This window comes from Bacteroides sp. 1_1_14 (assembly GCF_000162515.1).
GTDB lineage: Bacteria > Bacteroidota > Bacteroidia > Bacteroidales > Bacteroidaceae > Bacteroides > Bacteroides thetaiotaomicron.
The window spans coordinates 59123-75122 of record NZ_GG774705.1 but is presented as its reverse complement, the minus strand read 5'-3'; the positions used below and the strand labels follow the sequence as shown (position 1 = coordinate 75122).

The window sequence follows — 16000 nt, the reverse complement described above, 5'->3', positions numbered from 1 at the left end:
TTACTTTATTATTACAATCCTTCGAACTCTATTCCATGAGCTGCAGCTTGTTCCAGAATGGCTTTAGTAGAACGCATAGAAGTACGGCTGATACCGAATTTGTCAGCAAGATAATCCTTAGCAGCTGCAATATCACTCATTTTGACCTTGCAAACAGTTTCATCATTCCCTGCCCCTGCGTTATCTTCCGTCTCTCCGTTTTGCTCAACGTTCTCGTTGTTATCCAATTCAGTCTTGTCTACATTCTCAACAGCCGGAATTTCTTTCTGATTCTTTAAAGAAGTAACCTTTTGTTTGTCTGTCGCCTTTCTTTCAGCACTTTGCCCCTGTGAAGTTTGGAGTCTAAACAACTTTCCAAAGTTGTAATGTCTCTCTATTGACCTTTGTAAGATTTCATTATCTGTGGTAAATACACTACTACCATTTGACAAGGGAGTAAACGTTATATGAAAATTCTTTTTGCTTGGAAGCACAACATTAATACTAATATTGGTGTTCGCTATGTAAGTTTTAATAATCATATTGTCGAATGAATTAAAAAAGGGATAGGATTTCTATCCCATCCCCCGATTAATAATTTGATTTATTTATACTCTAATTAAGCAGTTTCTGAACCACTATCTTCTACTGTTGCAGGTGCCTTTGCAAGTCTCATACGCGCATGTGCCTTTGCATAACGCAGATATAAGCAACTTACTTCCTGAATCACTACTGCATCGGTACGACGAATACCCGCTTTCTTCAAGTCAAGCACATTGCGTGCCCAAGACACGTGGGTTTTCTTGGAAAGGTATTCCGGATCCATGGCAAAACCGCAATCACTCATACCATTCACATCAAATAATTCATGATGAATGGTAAGAACTTCTCCGAAGTCAGTATCCCAAGATTTAAATTTCAAGTTCCAAACCTCAACGGTATCTTTCAAACGAAATTTCTCACTCTTAATCTTGGAGAATGCCGAAAGCATATCACTTCCGCAGAATAAAATCTTACGCTTATTACCGATACCAGTACCGACAAAAAGGTCTTTGGTTATATCCACGAGATTTTCATCAGTAATCTCGGCACAGTTCTTTTCGCTGTTCCATTCACCAACCTCGATATCCTTTCCTGCCATCCACCAGATTCCCCCTGTAAACCAGGTATTCATACCGTCCTTGGCAACATGTTTGATAACCTGTTTAACGCCAAACAAGTAGGTATTCTCCATGGCAAGGCGCATATCATATACGCCATCTTCTTCAATATCGGAAAAGTTCCAATTCACTTCTTTGGCAGCAATCTTGTCAAAGGTAGACTGTTCTACCTGTATCATGAAGTTCTGACAGTACTGTGTTTCCGGCATAGGAATATTGTTGAAACGCCCAGTCTGCACATCCAGTTCACCACAGGCCTTTCCCATACGGACAAGAGTCGTTCCTTGCGGAATCTCTGGTAAAAGAATGGGTTGCTTGCTTGAATCATCCATTTTCCCATTTACTGCATAGACTGTCGGCAAATTAGTTGAACTATCCTTTCCGCACACACAAAGTTCAAGGTCAGGAACATTGCTGTCACTTTCTGAATATGCAGTCCCATCCGGTTTAGTAATAGCACTTACACCTACCACACGGATAGTGTCATCCAATGTGAACATATTCAGATCACTCACTGGCAAAGAAACACTTGCACCACCCGTCATTGCTTCCAATTTTTTATTAGTACTACACTTTATTTCGCGTGTACCCACACTATAGTACTTCACCTCAAAAGAATTAGTACTACTTGATTTCGCATAACGACTAATTTGATCAATAGGTGTCGCCATCGGACGAATTTTCACAATGCGCTTATCTACATCGCTTAAGTAAAAATTCGGGTCTCCATTTTCACGACCACCGGTTTCTGTGGCAATACCATCTGTTCCACCCGTACCGTCTGCACCGGCTGTCATTTTACCTGCATCTGGCAGGTTTGATGCGTCAGCCATCATGACACCGCTTGATGCACTCGTCACAAACGCTAATATCATTAGCGTAATGCGACAAAAGAAATTCATTACTTTCTTCATTGCTTGAAATTTTAATTGTTAATAAATGAATTGTGTATCTTTATTTGTTTATTGACCTACGTTTTTCGCCTCCACGTTCCCAAATATTTTGTGCACCATCATATCGACTTATTGCACCAAGATCTGGCATTTGTCGTGAGCCTGCATTACCACCTCCATTCTTTCCTGCAAGATTAGCAGTACCGTCACTCTTGCTCCCTTTGCGTAGTTTTTCCTCAATCTTACTATTACGTCCTTTCACTTCTCCCTCATGACTGGCTGTTTCTACATCGCTATCATGTTTGATAGCCTTGATAGCCATTTGAATACTATCACGAGTGAATTTACCAAGAAGTCCGTCCTTCATAATTCCAATCAGAAACTCCATTGCTTGATCTATTTCATCATCAGAAAGACCTTCCTCCTGCTGCATTTGTTCAAGAGTAGAAAGAGTCGCATTAATGTTCTGCTGATACTGTTCTTCAAACTCCTTCTCTTTGGTTATTCGTTCCGCATACTCTTTGTTGGCAGCAGCAAGAGCTTCTTGCTTCTCTGGGTCTTCAAGTGCAGCTTTAAAATCATCACCAAATTTGCGTATCATACCGATGATTGGGTCCTCCCCTTTACGCCAATCAGTGAGAAATGCTGCACTACGTGGATTACTCGCAAAAAGATCGGAAAGTGCTTTTTCCCGTTCTTTATAGCCAGACAATTCTTTGTCCAAACCGTCGTATTCATCGTTAATTTGAGCGAATAATGCCTCGTCGTCGGCAAACTCTTTATCGGGATACTTTGCTTTCAATCGATCTGTGTATCGCTCGCGATTGCTCTTAACTTCCATATTATTAGGTATAATGTGAGAAAAATAAATTTTAGTCTTTATCTACAAAGCAAAAATAGCGAGGGAAAGAAGGATTCCACGTTTATCTTTTTACGCTCCAATCTATAACTTTGGAACATAGATAAATAGAAAAATGAAGCATAAAGGCGCTATAATGGAATACTCAAAGGAACGTATGGACGATTTAATGAGAGCATACGATGAATACATTTCATCATGCGACTATATCCGTATGTCCGAGGTATACAAAATAATAGTCAATATGCCCTCTCGCCGCTTTTGGGTTAGTGACATACGTGCTGCATTGATTATTTCTGCAATGATGAGAGGTAAAACAGATTTGAGCACAATGTGCCCATTGAAAAAAGAGATGTATGAAGAAATTTATAATCGGGTATTTAAGCTTCAAGAAGAATGTCCTGAATTAACTATTTCCGAACTGTGCGCCAAAGTTATTGCACAACCTGCTCCTAAATTCTACCTTACGCCAGGCAGTGCAAAAGTAATGGTATGTAAAGCAAGAAAACAATGGATACAAGAAAAATGGAAAAGATTACGGCTCTTGTAATTTCTACTATTGTTGTAGGTTTGTCATTTTTCAAAGTATGGGATTGGCAAACTGTAGGCATTTACGCAGGAAGTGATATTGCCGGACGTGTATTGTACCCATTTTTTCACGCAAACATTCTGCACGCTTCCCTTAATTCATGGTGTTTGCTTTCAATGGTTTTTATTTATGACATTGGAATATGGCGGTTAGTACTAGCTTACATAATTGCTGTTACGATTCCAGTTGACACTATTGAGTGTTTTATTGGTGAAATGACATCACCAACAGTAGGATTATCGGGAATAGTATTTGTTTTATTTGGCTCAATCTCGTTTGAAGTATTACGCAAACAATATTACCAGTTGTGGATGATATTCTATCTTACTGCAGGTTTCTTATTTCCACACACCAATGCAATATTACACCTATGGTGTTATATGTTAGGTTTCCTTGTGGCTCTGCTTAACAAGCCGATAATAAAAAAGTCACATGATTAAAGGTAATATAAACATAAAAGCCATTACCAATATACTAATAGAGAATGAACGCCGTAATTCAATTATTTATGCAAAATTTAATCCTATTACCGGCGAAGGTTCTGTAGGGGGACGTGTCAAATGTACCATTAGTGATTTTCCTATACGCAATCAATGGCTACCAAAGCGTGTAATGAAAATACCGCTTGTACGTCAACTTGTGGAAGCAGGTTCTATTGCCAAATTCCTTACGGATTACATGGGAGTAGAAGACAATCCAGATGATCGGCTGAAAGTTATAGAGCAATTTGTACGCATACGTAGCCGCGAGGACTTTCCATTTTGGGCAGCTACATTCGTTTATATCAAGAATAAAGGTGGTGGAGAAGATGTATTGTTCCGTCTTACAAGACCGCAACGTCGCTTTGTGGAACGGCTCGAAAAATTACGTATTGCAGGAAAGCCAATACGTATTATTCTACTAAAGGCGCGACAATGGGGCGGCTCTACCACTTCACAGCTTTATATGGCATGGTTGCAACTCCTTCACAAAATAGGACTGAATTCACTCATAATAGCACATCAAGGTGCAGGTTCCGATGAAATCAAAGATATGTTCGACAGGATGATTAAAAAATATCCAGTCGAAATGCTTCACAAGATTGATGAGCTTTACAATGAGAATGAGCCGAAACTTGTAGGAGTGGGTAAATCGGGTAGCATATACCGTGTTCCTCAACGAAACTGTAAAATTAAAATTGGTACAGCGGAACGCCCGGATAGTTGCCGAGGTGGAGATTATAACCTTGTACATCTTTCAGAAGTAGGAATATGGAAAGCAACGGAAGGTAAGAAACCAGAAGATATTGTGCGGTCGGCCTGTTCGGGTATTCTCCTAAAACCATACACTATGATTGTCTATGAGAGTACAGCGAATGGTACAGGAAATTTCTTTCACAGGGAATATACCGCAGCAAAGAAAGGGGATTCCCAGTTCGAAGCCATGTTCGTATCATGGTTCGACATAGAACAATACACGCTGGCTTTCAATTCGGATAAAGAAAAACAAGGTTTTGCAGAATGGCTCTATAAAAACCGTAACAATGAAAATACTAGTTCCGAACGTGAAGAATGCGGTAAGTATCTTTGGTGGTTATGGGAGAAAGGGGCTACACTCGAAGCTATCAACTGGTATATAGCCGAACGTAGGAAGTATAATGATCATGGACAAATGGCTGCCGAATTTCCGTCCGACGATATTGAAGCCTTTGTTCATTCAGGAGCGCGTGTGTTTGACAAATACAAGGTGGACGCAATGCGTGGTACCTGCAAGAAGCCTAAATATGTCGGCGAAGTCTACGCCGATGCAGACGAAGGCAAGAACGCTTTGCAGAACTTGCGTTTTGTGGAAGACAAACAGGGGTTGTTACATATTTGGGAACTTCCTGAAATAGATGAAAAGGAAGTTGTCACAGACCGCTACCTCACTGTTGTCGATGTGGGAGGCCGTTCCAATAAAGCCGACTTCTCTGTCATTGTCGTGTTCGATCGTCTATTCATGATTGACGGCGACAGGCCTGTCGTGGTTGCCCAATGGTATGGGCATTGCGACATCGACCAGCTTGCGTGGAAAGCGGCACAAATAGCAGCGTTTTATGACAACTCGCTCTTGGTAATAGAGAGCAACACGTTGGAAACTCATGATAAGGAGCGGCAAGTGGATGGTGACCAATCCGGATTTATTCTTAACCAAATAAAGGATATATATCCCAACCTGTATGCACGCAAACAGTCAGAAGAAGATGTACGCGAGGGATTACCTACAAAATACGGTTTTCACACCAACATTTCCACTAAACCGATGATTATATCAACATTAGTCAAAGTTATTCGTGAGAACCTGTACACAGAACGTGATGAACGTTGTTTAGATGAATATCTGTGTTATGAGAAAAAGCCGAACGGTGCTTTTGGCGCAATTACCGGTAAGCATGATGACTTATTAATGACAAGGGCTATCGGACTGCATATCTGCTTCTTTGAAATGGATACTCCCAAAATTGTACCTCGTGTTGGCCGATTTACTGTTAAGAGAAGAAAGAGAGCTGTTTCGGCAGCAACAATATAAAATTAAACATTTAATTTAATAAACTAATAAACAATGAACATTATCAGAAAATTACGTGCATCAATCCGTTTAAATGAAGCGGTAGTGCAAGCAGACAAAGCACATGAGGAAACAGGTGAACGTTATTACGTTATGCCCAATGGAAAAAGTGGTAAACTCATAATTATGGATAGATTCAACTTCCGCAAACTGAAACAGAAAGGTTATTTATCTCGTTCAACATTCGTGAATGATTTGGAACGTGAGTGTTTCTATTGTACTCCTTATAAAAATGGAAGCGGCGCATTACCTGAATTAATTGTTAAACTCAAGCGCAAAGAATATTTCACTTACCTTGATTCACTCAAAAAAAGAAAAAAGTAATGGGAAGTAGATATGATGCAAAACAGGGGATAGACGGCATTGTCACACTTACTAATGACCCTCTAGCTATTGACAATATCCGAAAAATAAAAGCTGGCGACCGAGTTGTGTGTAATGATGATGGAAATTCAGGAACAGTATTAGCAGTAGACGATGATAATTACGGTTGTACAGTACTATTCGATGATACATTAGAAACGTGGATAGAATGCGACCAATTGTCCAAAGAGTAATTTTCAAAACGGCGAATAGAGCAGGGTTCTATTCGCCGTTTTGAATTTAGCCTTGCATTGCCCCATGCAACTGATTTACAGCTTCCATATTTGCATTTTGTTGCGCTTGTTGGAGCAATTGAGGTGAAAGCCCGTCAGGAACTCTCCCCTGTGCGAGCTGTTCCTTTTGGCTCTTGATACTCTGTAACAGTTCATCGGCAAACGGGAAATCCCCATGCTCAAGCAACTGCTCTACGCTGATCGCTTGGGACTGGTACAACTGCATTAGCATATCATTAGCAAGATGCCTGTATGCCGGTGTTGAAGTACTTTCAGTAATGCTTAAGTCAAATTCTACATCCCGGATTTTCTTCGGGTCATATTCAATTTGCGCACCACTCCTACCAGCAATATTGAACACACGTTTCGTATCATAAAACTGCTGCATGTTCTTCACATCTTTGTATGCCCCGTCCACAACAAAGCAACTAAAACACTCAAGCAAATCTAGTAATGATTTTGTAGCATTCTCTGTCTGTTGATTGTAATGTGATGCACTTTCCCCCGAATATCCCGGCTTTCCCTGCAATGCACCAGTTACCCCCGAAATATCCTCAAAGAATTTCAATTGCATATTCAGTAGTTCGGCAATGCCTATGTTCGTGGAGTTGTTAGCTACCTGTTCCGGTACCTTGCCACTTTTGCTTGGTCTGTACACAATGACACCATTGAACTCCGTCCAGCTCTCTGCAATATCGTCAATGCTCACACCATCAGGCAAAGAATCTTCCGGCATCATCAATACACCTTTTGCGCTTGCCCTCATAATCCAGTCATAAAGCGTTATCAATCGGTTGGTGTATCGTTGCTGGTCTATCACATCCGCCACGAATGAGTGTATTTCACCATCAATAAACGGATAAGCTTTGAAAACGTATGGATGACTGCCATGTTCGTAGGGCGTCTCCCCTTCCCTCAATATATCACCGAATGGAGATAGATAATAGAAATACCAATAATCATCTACAAACCAAGTAGCTTTTATCAACGGTACTTCTTCTTCAGGCATACCCACCTCCTTGGCCATACGCATACGTTCTTCGTTTTCAGCAAGTACTACTTGTGCATAATCTTCCTCATCTATCTTGAAAATGTCACCATTTTGGTAATCATGACAACGGTATCTCGGCTTCTGTTCCTTACGCCATATTTCTATTACCCTGCATCTTCCCGGCTCACTGGTAAAGAGAAAATCGTAATTTTCTAACCGACTATACCCAAATCGCTCTGCGTAAGTGGCTATATAATCCTTTCTTGCAGCCCACTTATAAATATCACGAAGCTCACGATATTCTTGCGGACTGGAAGCAAATTGCTCACACAGTTGCCCAAAAGATATATCATGTACTTCTCCAAGCACGGACACATCCCAACCTCTAAAATCCCTCATATTGTTATCAATGAAGAAATTGTTCGGCTGTACATAATCCGTCCAGCAATCTTCTTTACCATTACGCCAACCATATGATTTACGATGAACAATAAAGCCACTGATTAGAAATTCTTCCATACTTCGAGCGTACACATCGGGCATTCGGTTGAGTTGCATATTGCATTGTAATATAGTACTCATTGTTTCACCGAGCTTCTGTTCATCTCTATCACGTGCTGTACAAGTAGGTTCTTTACTTTGGCTGCGGTACACCCCCAATACACTGCGTACAAGCCGACGAATAAGATTATTTTTCAATGGCACATTACCTTGGCTCTTGATATATTCTTCTTCAGTCATGGATTTACCATCAACACAAATCATATCATCCCATTGAAAACCATAAGTATAGCGTTTATTGCGTTCCCGGTCTTTTCGAAAGTCCTCCATCTGATTCCAATAGTACTGCGCTTCCATTAGAATATCAAATGCTCTGCGACCACCATACCGCTTTGCAGAAGCAACGGTATCAATTTCAGATAGCTCATTCCGTTTCGGCGCAATTCGGCTCATTGGTAACAATTTTCCTTTGCCTTTATTATGCATATTTTCGTTGTTTAATGATTGCTTAGAGTACAAAAGTAGTACCCAAAGCAATCATTTTAGGTTTAACTATTTACGTTCGTCTTGCTCCATCTCTAAAATGAATGTCCGCTTTAACTCATTAATCCTCTTTTCAAGTTCTTCTGCTTTTGAGGTATCTCCGATTTCCTTAGCAGTATCATAAGCTTTCTTTAGTTTTGAGTAAATACGTTCCATTTCTTTCATTTTTACATATTCAGGATCAATGATAATCTCGCTTATCAGTTCTGCTTTCTTCTCCAACGGTAAACTCAAATCACCTTTAATGGCGCTGAATTCACTCGCCTTTGCACGGTATGCATCCAAATAACCAAAGAACTTCTCATCCAGCCCCCTACCTACATTACGTTCATCGCCACCGCTCATCAACATTCGGTTGGCAAGCGGAACATAACGCCAATCAAAATCTTTTTCACCTGTTCCCACATTGATCAAATTACGAATTTGGTTGGTTACAGTGAAGAAGCCGCCGGTGTATTGTTTCAATAGATACTCAATGGCAGCAGGATTCAAGTCAATAGTACCTTTCCTATACTTGCTTCCTCCACTGACTTCGTTCAGTGTTTCAGAAAGGTTTACAAGGTCTTTATTCGCACTCTTATAGGCTTTCGTCCAATTCGGCATATATTTATTGTAGGGTGTATCTTTCCATATCGGACTACCGTACCAACTCTCGTTATTCGATACTTCCACCATCGGCTTGACGCTGCTTGGCCACAACGCTTTTGTCCCCTCCATCATATCTACGGGAAGCAATTGGCTCATCTGTGCCAATACATCGCTAACCTCCAATTTCTCGTTATGGAACAGGGAAGAACCGGTAAGTTCTCCCATCGCATACACAGCTCGGTACTCGATAGGCAAAGGAATCTTTATCCATGCGTTACCGGGCCCCTTGACAATGAGGTTCTGTCTGCGAGTATGTTCGGGTATGTCATAGTAGCTGTCATCGTCATCATCACCTCCAGCCGAAGCAAGTGCGGTAACAAGCATGGCTAAACCATACCATGATGCAACGACAGTACCCATTTTGCCGGGATGCCTCATCGCATACTTCAAGAAGTTTCCGAACGTTCCTTGCAGGGCGGCATTCCAAAAGATATATCCGGCTCGTCCTGCACCCGATACACCGGCTGCTACATTTCCCAACATGGTTTGTCCTTCAGCCCCCAAGAACTTATCACCTGCGCCTTTCTTGTTGAAGTTCACACTGATTTCCTTGGCATCCCAAATACTGCGGTCTATTGTCCGTCCCGCATTCCTGCTTGTTACAAAGGCGGCAAATCGAGCACGCATCTCTATACCTCGTCCCACTTCGCCTATCCAGGTAGCCATACATTCACGTACCACATGGGCAGGAATTTTTTCATTCGCCGCTTTCAGCATCTTCTTGATTTCTTTCTTATGCTCGTCAATGTCTGCCATTCTTGAAAATCCTGTCTCGCCACCGTTCATCATGAACTGATAAAACATTTTCTCTATTTCATCATTCATATCAAGCGTTCCCCTGCGGTATTTATCCAATAACATAACCATTCTTACAATAGGTAACTTCGCAAAGTTCATGTTATATTGAATAGCATATTTCGGACTTTCCTTAACCCACACCATAGAATTAGAATATACCATATCACGCAAGAAGTTACTTGCAATAAAGTCCGGCTGTAATGTGGTGTACAATGAGGACAGTGTTCTATTCACATCTCCAATGAGATGTACAAGCTGACCGATACTTCCGCTGATATCATTATCCGGGTTCGTCTGTCCGTTCAATGCTTGTGCAGCTCTCGGATTACCGTTGATGGTAATCACATAGTCTCTGCCGTTTCGCTTCACCACCACTTGATGCTGTCGCAAATTACGGTTCTCTACCACACGGTACGGAATGTTTACCGCATCCTTGCCGTGCTTGTAATTATCGGGGGCAGATTCAGCAAGCTGCTTCATCTTATCCTCAAATTCGTTCATCTTTCGCTCTACCTCTTCGGGACTATCGTTGATGTCAATATTGTCGGGGAATATCGGCTTCCATTCATCAGCAACCGCATCATACTGCAACCACAAATCACTCACACTAACAAGGTCGCTCGGATGGTTGAGGGCAAAGTTCAAGAACTTCTGCTTCACGAGTTTGTTGCGGTTTCCTTGCATAATGGCACTCTCGGCCATGGATTGTAGGTTGGCAAATGGATCATCTGCTTTAGAGCGTCTTCCCTCTGCTTTCTTGATAGGTGCATTGAACAGACTCTGCTTATGTGTAAGGTAAGCGTATGCTTCAGAACTCGTTTTTTCATCAAATCCACGCAAAGGGATATAAAACTCATACATATCTCTTACACTGTCGTAGGTTTCCTTGCTCATCATTCCGCATTCGTAGGACTTGGAAAGGACTGCCTTGCTGACGGCATTAACCTTGCTCCACAATGCGGTGGTGTCGTGTGCGTTTTCGTACTCATCTACCATAACCTGTGCTTCGGCTTCTGCATCTACAATCTCTTCCATACCTGTAAGGGCAGTAAGACCTGCATAATCACGCTTACGACACTCGTCGATAAAGTCCTGCAAGGTCTTTGTACTCTTCGGATGCTGCTTCTGATATTCCGCGAAGTCCTTTTGTGCATCACGCTCCGCCATTACTCTATTGCGTTCAAGACCGTGTTTAGCCATCATATAATCGGTCAGTTCCTCGCGCTCTGCTGTATTATGCGCAAGTTTGGCTACTTCTTCAAGCATTGGCTTGAACAATAGGTGCGCAAAGGCATCGGCTTCGGCTTTGTTCACACTTGATAAGCGGTTCTCACCTAAGTAGGCATTTTCAAATCCATCAACATCTTCCATTCGGGTATTCTTGCCGAGGATTGCGGTCATTGCTTCTTTCAAACCAAGCATACTATCTTGCAAGGCTTCCTGTGACTGATACATTCCACTCTTCACACGTTGTTCATATTTTGCTCGTGCCAAAGTACGCTCGTGTATTTCGGGATCACCGTCTCGGTTCAGTACATCATCGGTTGAGGTGTCGGCAAATTCGCCAACCCTCAACTTGTGCTGCATAGCAATGTCGGCAGCTTCTCCGAACAGGTTGCTGTGCTTACCCTCTTTCAGATTTTCATAACTACGCCAAAGGATATAACGGAGTTCATTATCCGTCAGAGTAACCCCTCTAAAATCGGAAAAGCCCAATTTGTCGAGCATTTCAAAGAAGAATTGTTTTATCCTCTGCCACCAACCGTTTTTACGTGCTTCCTCGAAATTAATGTGTTCGGCAAGTCCGGCAAGGTATTCTTCGGTAGCCTTGCGGAAATCCCAACCATTCTTTGAAGCCATATCTACAATACGTCTGCGTATAATTTCATCGGCATTGTTGAATACATTATCAAGGAATGTATCAAAATGTTCTCCGAACAACTGCCGTAAGCCGTAGTGTGCCACAGCCTCGTGAAGTAGGGTCTGCTCAACGTCAAACATGCTCGTGTGATTAGGGATGACAATAGTTATCTTTCCTGTACTCTTTGAGTAGAATCCTTTCGCACGCTGTTTCTTGCCATCCAGTGTTGAGGCATCGGTAACAACCTCCACATTGTCAAGATGCAGTTTCTCTGTCAGGCTTACCACACGCTCTGCCATTCTTTGGCGTTCACGTTGTGCAAATTTCCTCCGTTGCTTTGCAGTTCTCCTTGACTGTCCAAGCAGTTTTGCCACCGAGTCATTATCATAGCTGACCTCATCATCGGTATATGCACCATCATCTTCACGTTTTAATTCATCATCTTCTTCCGAGGTAGAAACATTATTTGCCGTTTCTACTGTGGCATCCATTTCCGCATACTTGGCTTCCTTTTCTTCCAATTCTTTCTTCATCAGTTCGGCATATTCTTCCAACTGTGATTTCGCTTGTGCCAATTCCTCTTCATACTCGAAAGGTTTGCCCTCTCTTGACAAGAGTTCTTTCAATTCGGTCTCATTGTGTTTCTTGCTTCGTTCAGCGGCTTCCAATCTTTCGGCAAAGTTCTTTCCTGTAATCACATTGCCGGTAATGTCCTCAATGGCATTACGGAGCAGATTTTGACGTACAGGAACATCCTCGATACCGAGTTCTGTACATGAATAAGTCATTTTTCTTTCAACGTCATTGAACAAAGTTGTACCATCACGCATGGTCTGTCTTGTCAATTTAGTTGTTACAATGAATGGGAAATTGCCTATCTGTATAGTCAGTTCTCGCTTTTGTTCCCCTGCAATATCACCGTCTTTCATCTGCTTCATTTCAGCAAGAACAGTCTTGTTGTGTTCCTTGAAGAAATCATCCATTGTATCAACAGAGGTAAAGCGATGTTTGCCGATTACAATCTCTTTGAATTGTTCATCGGGGAATGATGCACGTACAGCCTCCAAGGATCGGCTGTTATCCTCAACACGCTTTTCAGCATCTTTGATAAAGGCTTTTAACCTTGGCTTGGCATTATGGATGTAGGCTTGGTCTGTTTCCCATTGCTTTTTACGGCTTGCATACTTGCGTACATTCTTTTCCGCATTGTTTTTCAGCATGGCATACTCACTGCCGGAGAGTTGTGCTATAGTATCTCCAAACACATCTTCTTCCTCCTCAAGCACACGGTTGGTCATACTGTTCGACATCATCTGCTTGCCATTCATAATACTATCGGCAATGGCCCCCTTTGTTTTCAGACGTTGGTAGGCGGTAACGTCCAGACTATCCTCTACACCGAAACGCAAGATACGTACAGGTTTATTCATATCCTTGTGCAGATTTCCCTGTCGCAAAATACGTCCGTTACGTTGGGTATAGTCCATTGGACGGTTAGGCGCATCCAAATGTATCAGCGTGTGCAAGCGTTCCTGAATGTTCACGCCTGTACCGAGTGTAAAGGTCGAACCGAGAATCACACGCACCTCGCCACGGTTTACCTTTTCAAAGATTTCAAGTTTTTTCTTGACAGTCATTCCCGACCTCATTATTACAATCTCATCTGCAGGAACCCCCTCTGTAATCAGCTTATCCCTGATGTCATCATAAAGGTTGAAGCCACTCTGTTTGTTTTGGTAATTGTCGGCAAAAATGGCAACCGTACCTTTGTAATCGGCTGTTTCTTTCAGCGAGCGCAATGTTTGTCGAACGGCTTCATGAGTCTTACTGTTTACATCATCTTCAGCATCAGACTGTACCAATCGGGCATCCACGGCAGCGGCTTTGGCAATACCGTACATCGTGAGCGGGATGTGGCTGTTCTCTTTCTTCTCCTTTCCGCTCATCTGTTCATAATGTTCAAGTTCGTTCTTTACGAACTTCATGATGCTACGTAATGCGCGTGTCTGTGGCAGATAAAGGTCTTGTGCCTTTCCTCCCTCCATTTCGGGTATTTTGTCCTTTACGCCGCCGGCTTCTTTGGTTAGGACGGTATCGGACACTCCCGACCATATACGCACCAGTTCAGGCAGATTGACATACCCAGCAAAGCGGTTGTTCTCTTTGAACTTTCCACTTGTGGTGAACTCCAGCATCTGCTGAATGTTACCGAAGTTGCGCACAAAGTCATCAAAGTAATAAATACCGTACTCTTTCATCGTATCAGCGGGCATGAGATAGCGCATGAACGTCCAAATCTCTGCGGCGGTGTTGCTGATGGGTGTACCGGTTGCGAAGATTACGTTCCGTCCGTTGTTTTTTTCCAAGATAGCCTGTGTCTTCAGGAACACGCCTTGCGACTTCTTGCTGTATGACGGATCCACACCTTTAACTCCACGCTGCATGGCAGTGGCAAATCCGAGGTGCTTATACTCGTGCGCTTCATCTACAAGTAAAGCATCAATGCCCATATCGTCAAAGTTCTCCACATCGTCAGTTCGGCGGTCAAGCATTTCCATAGCTTTAACCTCTGCGTTCTGCAAAGCTACAGCACGTTTCTTTTCATCATTGGCGGTACGTTTCTTTGAAGCATTGTCTGCAAGTCCGGCAAGCTGCTCCTCCAATAATTCGATTTCCCGTTCAGCCTGTCGGGTAATCATATTTTTTCCGTCCGGATCTTCTTCTTTCATCTTTTCAAGAATGAGCATCTTCTCCTCAATCTTGTCCTGCACGAAAGTCATTTCCCTTTCCTCGCTGTCGGGGATAAATTCAAAGGTAGACTGCGGAACGACAATCATATCCCAATCGTTGTAGCGTATCTTGGCATAAAAGTTCTTTCTGCCCTCTGCACTGCGGTCTGCTTCTTCAAGTGTCAATATCTTGGCGTTGGGGTACAGTTCCTTTGCACTTGCAACGAATTGTCCAACGGTAGCATTCTGCACCACAATCATGGGTTTGCGTGCAGTACCCAAACGGCGCATTTCCATTGCTGTAGAAATTAGAGTAAAGGTTTTCCCTGTTCCAACCTCATGGGCAAGCAACAAAGGCTGTTGTGTGCCTCTTACAATGGCTCTGCCTTGATGCGGACGCATCTTTAATTTATGCGAAGCACCACCAAAATATTTCGGTACAAACTCATCGGGTATGCTCATCGGCACAAAATTATTGAACGTGTCATTATAGATACGCTCAATCAATGCCGACATTTCAGAGTCGCTCTGCATCTTCTGCCTTGCCCAATCCTTGAAATCCTGACGGATTTCATCAATCTTGGCAGCACAAGCCTGTGTAGCCTCTTTGTCGGTAATAGTTTCAGTAGTGCCGTCATAACGCTTCTTGGTGGTGGAAACGGTGATGCTTCTGTTCTGAATGGCAGCTTCAATGAGAGTATGCCCCATAATGGTACGGTTAAGCATTTCGCTGGTTACCCCCATTGCACGGTTCTTCTCATAATCGGTGAAGTATGGTTCTTTCATAAACCAAGTACCGCCCACAGCTGTAAACCGTACGTCAACCTCCGTGCGTTCCTTTACAAAATCCTCATACAGTTTCGGGTCAATCCAAGAGCTTCCGAGGGTGAAGTCAATCAAGTGAGCAGGGATTTCCATGGGCATCTTCTCCTGCAACGCCTTGATGTTGCGGTTAAATTCCCCATTTTCGTTGTTTTCCTCTGCTTGACGCAGTTTTTCACGAATATTTCCGCTCAAGTAGTGATAGGATGCTTCCATCTGTCGGGTTACAGGGTTCTCGAAACCGTAACCGCTCTCGATGATTTCTTTTTTCACATCCTCGATACCTGTACCAAGTTGTTCGGCGATGTACGGTATATCTACACGACCGAATTTGAAGATACTTGCAATAATACCGTCCTTGACATTGGCAGGAGTGGGTTCTTTCTCTTTTTCAACAACACGTTTGCTGAATACATCGGTCTTGTCAAATTTCTGTATCCGGTTT

10 protein-coding genes are annotated in these 16000 nt (G+C 42.6%); 5 read left to right on the top strand and 5 right to left on the bottom strand.

Annotated elements, in window-relative coordinates:
• Nucleotides 1-11 precede the first annotated feature (11 nt).
• From HMPREF9007_RS14655 to HMPREF9007_RS14665, 3 genes are all read right to left on the bottom strand, one after another.
• The gene (locus HMPREF9007_RS14655) at nucleotides 12-521 is read right to left on the bottom strand and encodes a hypothetical protein (RefSeq protein ID WP_004317990.1); all 510 of its coding nucleotides are present in this window, start codon (nucleotides 519-521) and stop codon (nucleotides 12-14) included.
• A gap of 77 nt (nucleotides 522-598) precedes the next feature.
• Nucleotides 599-2053, bottom strand: a complete 1455-nt coding sequence (locus tag HMPREF9007_RS14660) for a hypothetical protein (protein WP_004317988.1) — start codon at nucleotides 2051-2053, stop codon at nucleotides 599-601.
• A 40-nt stretch (nucleotides 2054-2093) separates the two neighbouring features.
• A complete protein-coding gene (locus tag HMPREF9007_RS14665) occupies nucleotides 2094-2873 on the bottom strand; it encodes a hypothetical protein (protein WP_008761280.1) in 780 nt (259 codons plus the stop codon).
• Nucleotides 2874-3027: 154 nt separating this feature from the next.
• On the opposite strand from HMPREF9007_RS14665, the gene HMPREF9007_RS14670 reads away from it, so the two are divergent.
• From HMPREF9007_RS14670 to HMPREF9007_RS14690, 5 genes are read left to right on the top strand one after another with little or no spacing between them, the layout of a single operon-like run.
• Nucleotides 3028-3441, top strand: a complete 414-nt coding sequence (locus tag HMPREF9007_RS14670; protein ID WP_225658373.1) for a hypothetical protein — start codon at nucleotides 3028-3030, stop codon at nucleotides 3439-3441.
• Nucleotides 3402-3920, top strand: a complete 519-nt coding sequence (locus HMPREF9007_RS14675; RefSeq protein ID WP_004317982.1) for a rhomboid family intramembrane serine protease — start codon at nucleotides 3402-3404, stop codon at nucleotides 3918-3920. The genes HMPREF9007_RS14670 and HMPREF9007_RS14675 overlap by 40 nt, the downstream gene beginning before the upstream one ends.
• Nucleotides 3913-6027 (top strand): terminase, encoded by a 2115-nt coding sequence (locus HMPREF9007_RS14680; RefSeq protein ID WP_032850342.1) that lies wholly within the window; start codon nucleotides 3913-3915, stop codon nucleotides 6025-6027. The genes HMPREF9007_RS14675 and HMPREF9007_RS14680 overlap by 8 nt, the downstream gene beginning before the upstream one ends.
• A gap of 33 nt (nucleotides 6028-6060) precedes the next feature.
• Nucleotides 6061-6390, top strand: a complete 330-nt coding sequence (locus tag HMPREF9007_RS14685; protein ID WP_008761278.1) for a hypothetical protein — start codon at nucleotides 6061-6063, stop codon at nucleotides 6388-6390.
• The gene (locus HMPREF9007_RS14690) at nucleotides 6390-6623 is read left to right on the top strand and encodes a hypothetical protein (RefSeq protein WP_004317974.1); all 234 of its coding nucleotides are present in this window, start codon (nucleotides 6390-6392) and stop codon (nucleotides 6621-6623) included. Before HMPREF9007_RS14685 ends, HMPREF9007_RS14690 begins: the two co-directional genes overlap by 1 nt.
• A gap of 46 nt (nucleotides 6624-6669) precedes the next feature.
• On the opposite strand, the gene HMPREF9007_RS14695 is transcribed toward HMPREF9007_RS14690, so the two are convergent.
• Together HMPREF9007_RS14695 and HMPREF9007_RS14700 are read right to left on the bottom strand one after the other, a co-directional pair.
• Nucleotides 6670-8640, bottom strand: coding sequence for a hypothetical protein (locus HMPREF9007_RS14695; protein WP_008761277.1), 1971 nt, complete (start codon nucleotides 8638-8640; stop codon nucleotides 6670-6672).
• A gap of 66 nt (nucleotides 8641-8706) precedes the next feature.
• The coding region (locus tag HMPREF9007_RS14700) for an LPD38 domain-containing protein (RefSeq protein ID WP_032850382.1) at nucleotides 8707-16000 on the bottom strand (7294 nt) is incomplete at its 5' end.

Excerpts from the sequence above, each read along its gene's own strand:
- HMPREF9007_RS14655 (WP_004317990.1), bottom strand. The coding sequence starts at position 521 with ATGATTATTAAAACTTACATAGCGAACACCAATATTAGTATTAATGTT.
- HMPREF9007_RS14660 (WP_004317988.1), bottom strand. The coding sequence starts at position 2,053 with ATGAAGAAAGTAATGAATTTCTTTTGTCGCATTACGCTAATGATATTA.
- HMPREF9007_RS14665 (WP_008761280.1), bottom strand. The coding sequence starts at position 2,873 with ATGGAAGTTAAGAGCAATCGCGAGCGATACACAGATCGATTGAAAGCA.
- HMPREF9007_RS14670 (WP_225658373.1), top strand. The coding sequence starts at position 3,028 with ATGGAATACTCAAAGGAACGTATGGACGATTTAATGAGAGCATACGAT.
- HMPREF9007_RS14675 (WP_004317982.1), top strand. The coding sequence starts at position 3,402 with ATGGATACAAGAAAAATGGAAAAGATTACGGCTCTTGTAATTTCTACT.
- HMPREF9007_RS14680 (WP_032850342.1), top strand. The coding sequence starts at position 3,913 with ATGATTAAAGGTAATATAAACATAAAAGCCATTACCAATATACTAATA.
- HMPREF9007_RS14685 (WP_008761278.1), top strand. The coding sequence starts at position 6,061 with ATGAACATTATCAGAAAATTACGTGCATCAATCCGTTTAAATGAAGCG.
- HMPREF9007_RS14690 (WP_004317974.1), top strand. The coding sequence starts at position 6,390 with ATGGGAAGTAGATATGATGCAAAACAGGGGATAGACGGCATTGTCACA.
- HMPREF9007_RS14695 (WP_008761277.1), bottom strand. The coding sequence starts at position 8,640 with ATGCATAATAAAGGCAAAGGAAAATTGTTACCAATGAGCCGAATTGCG.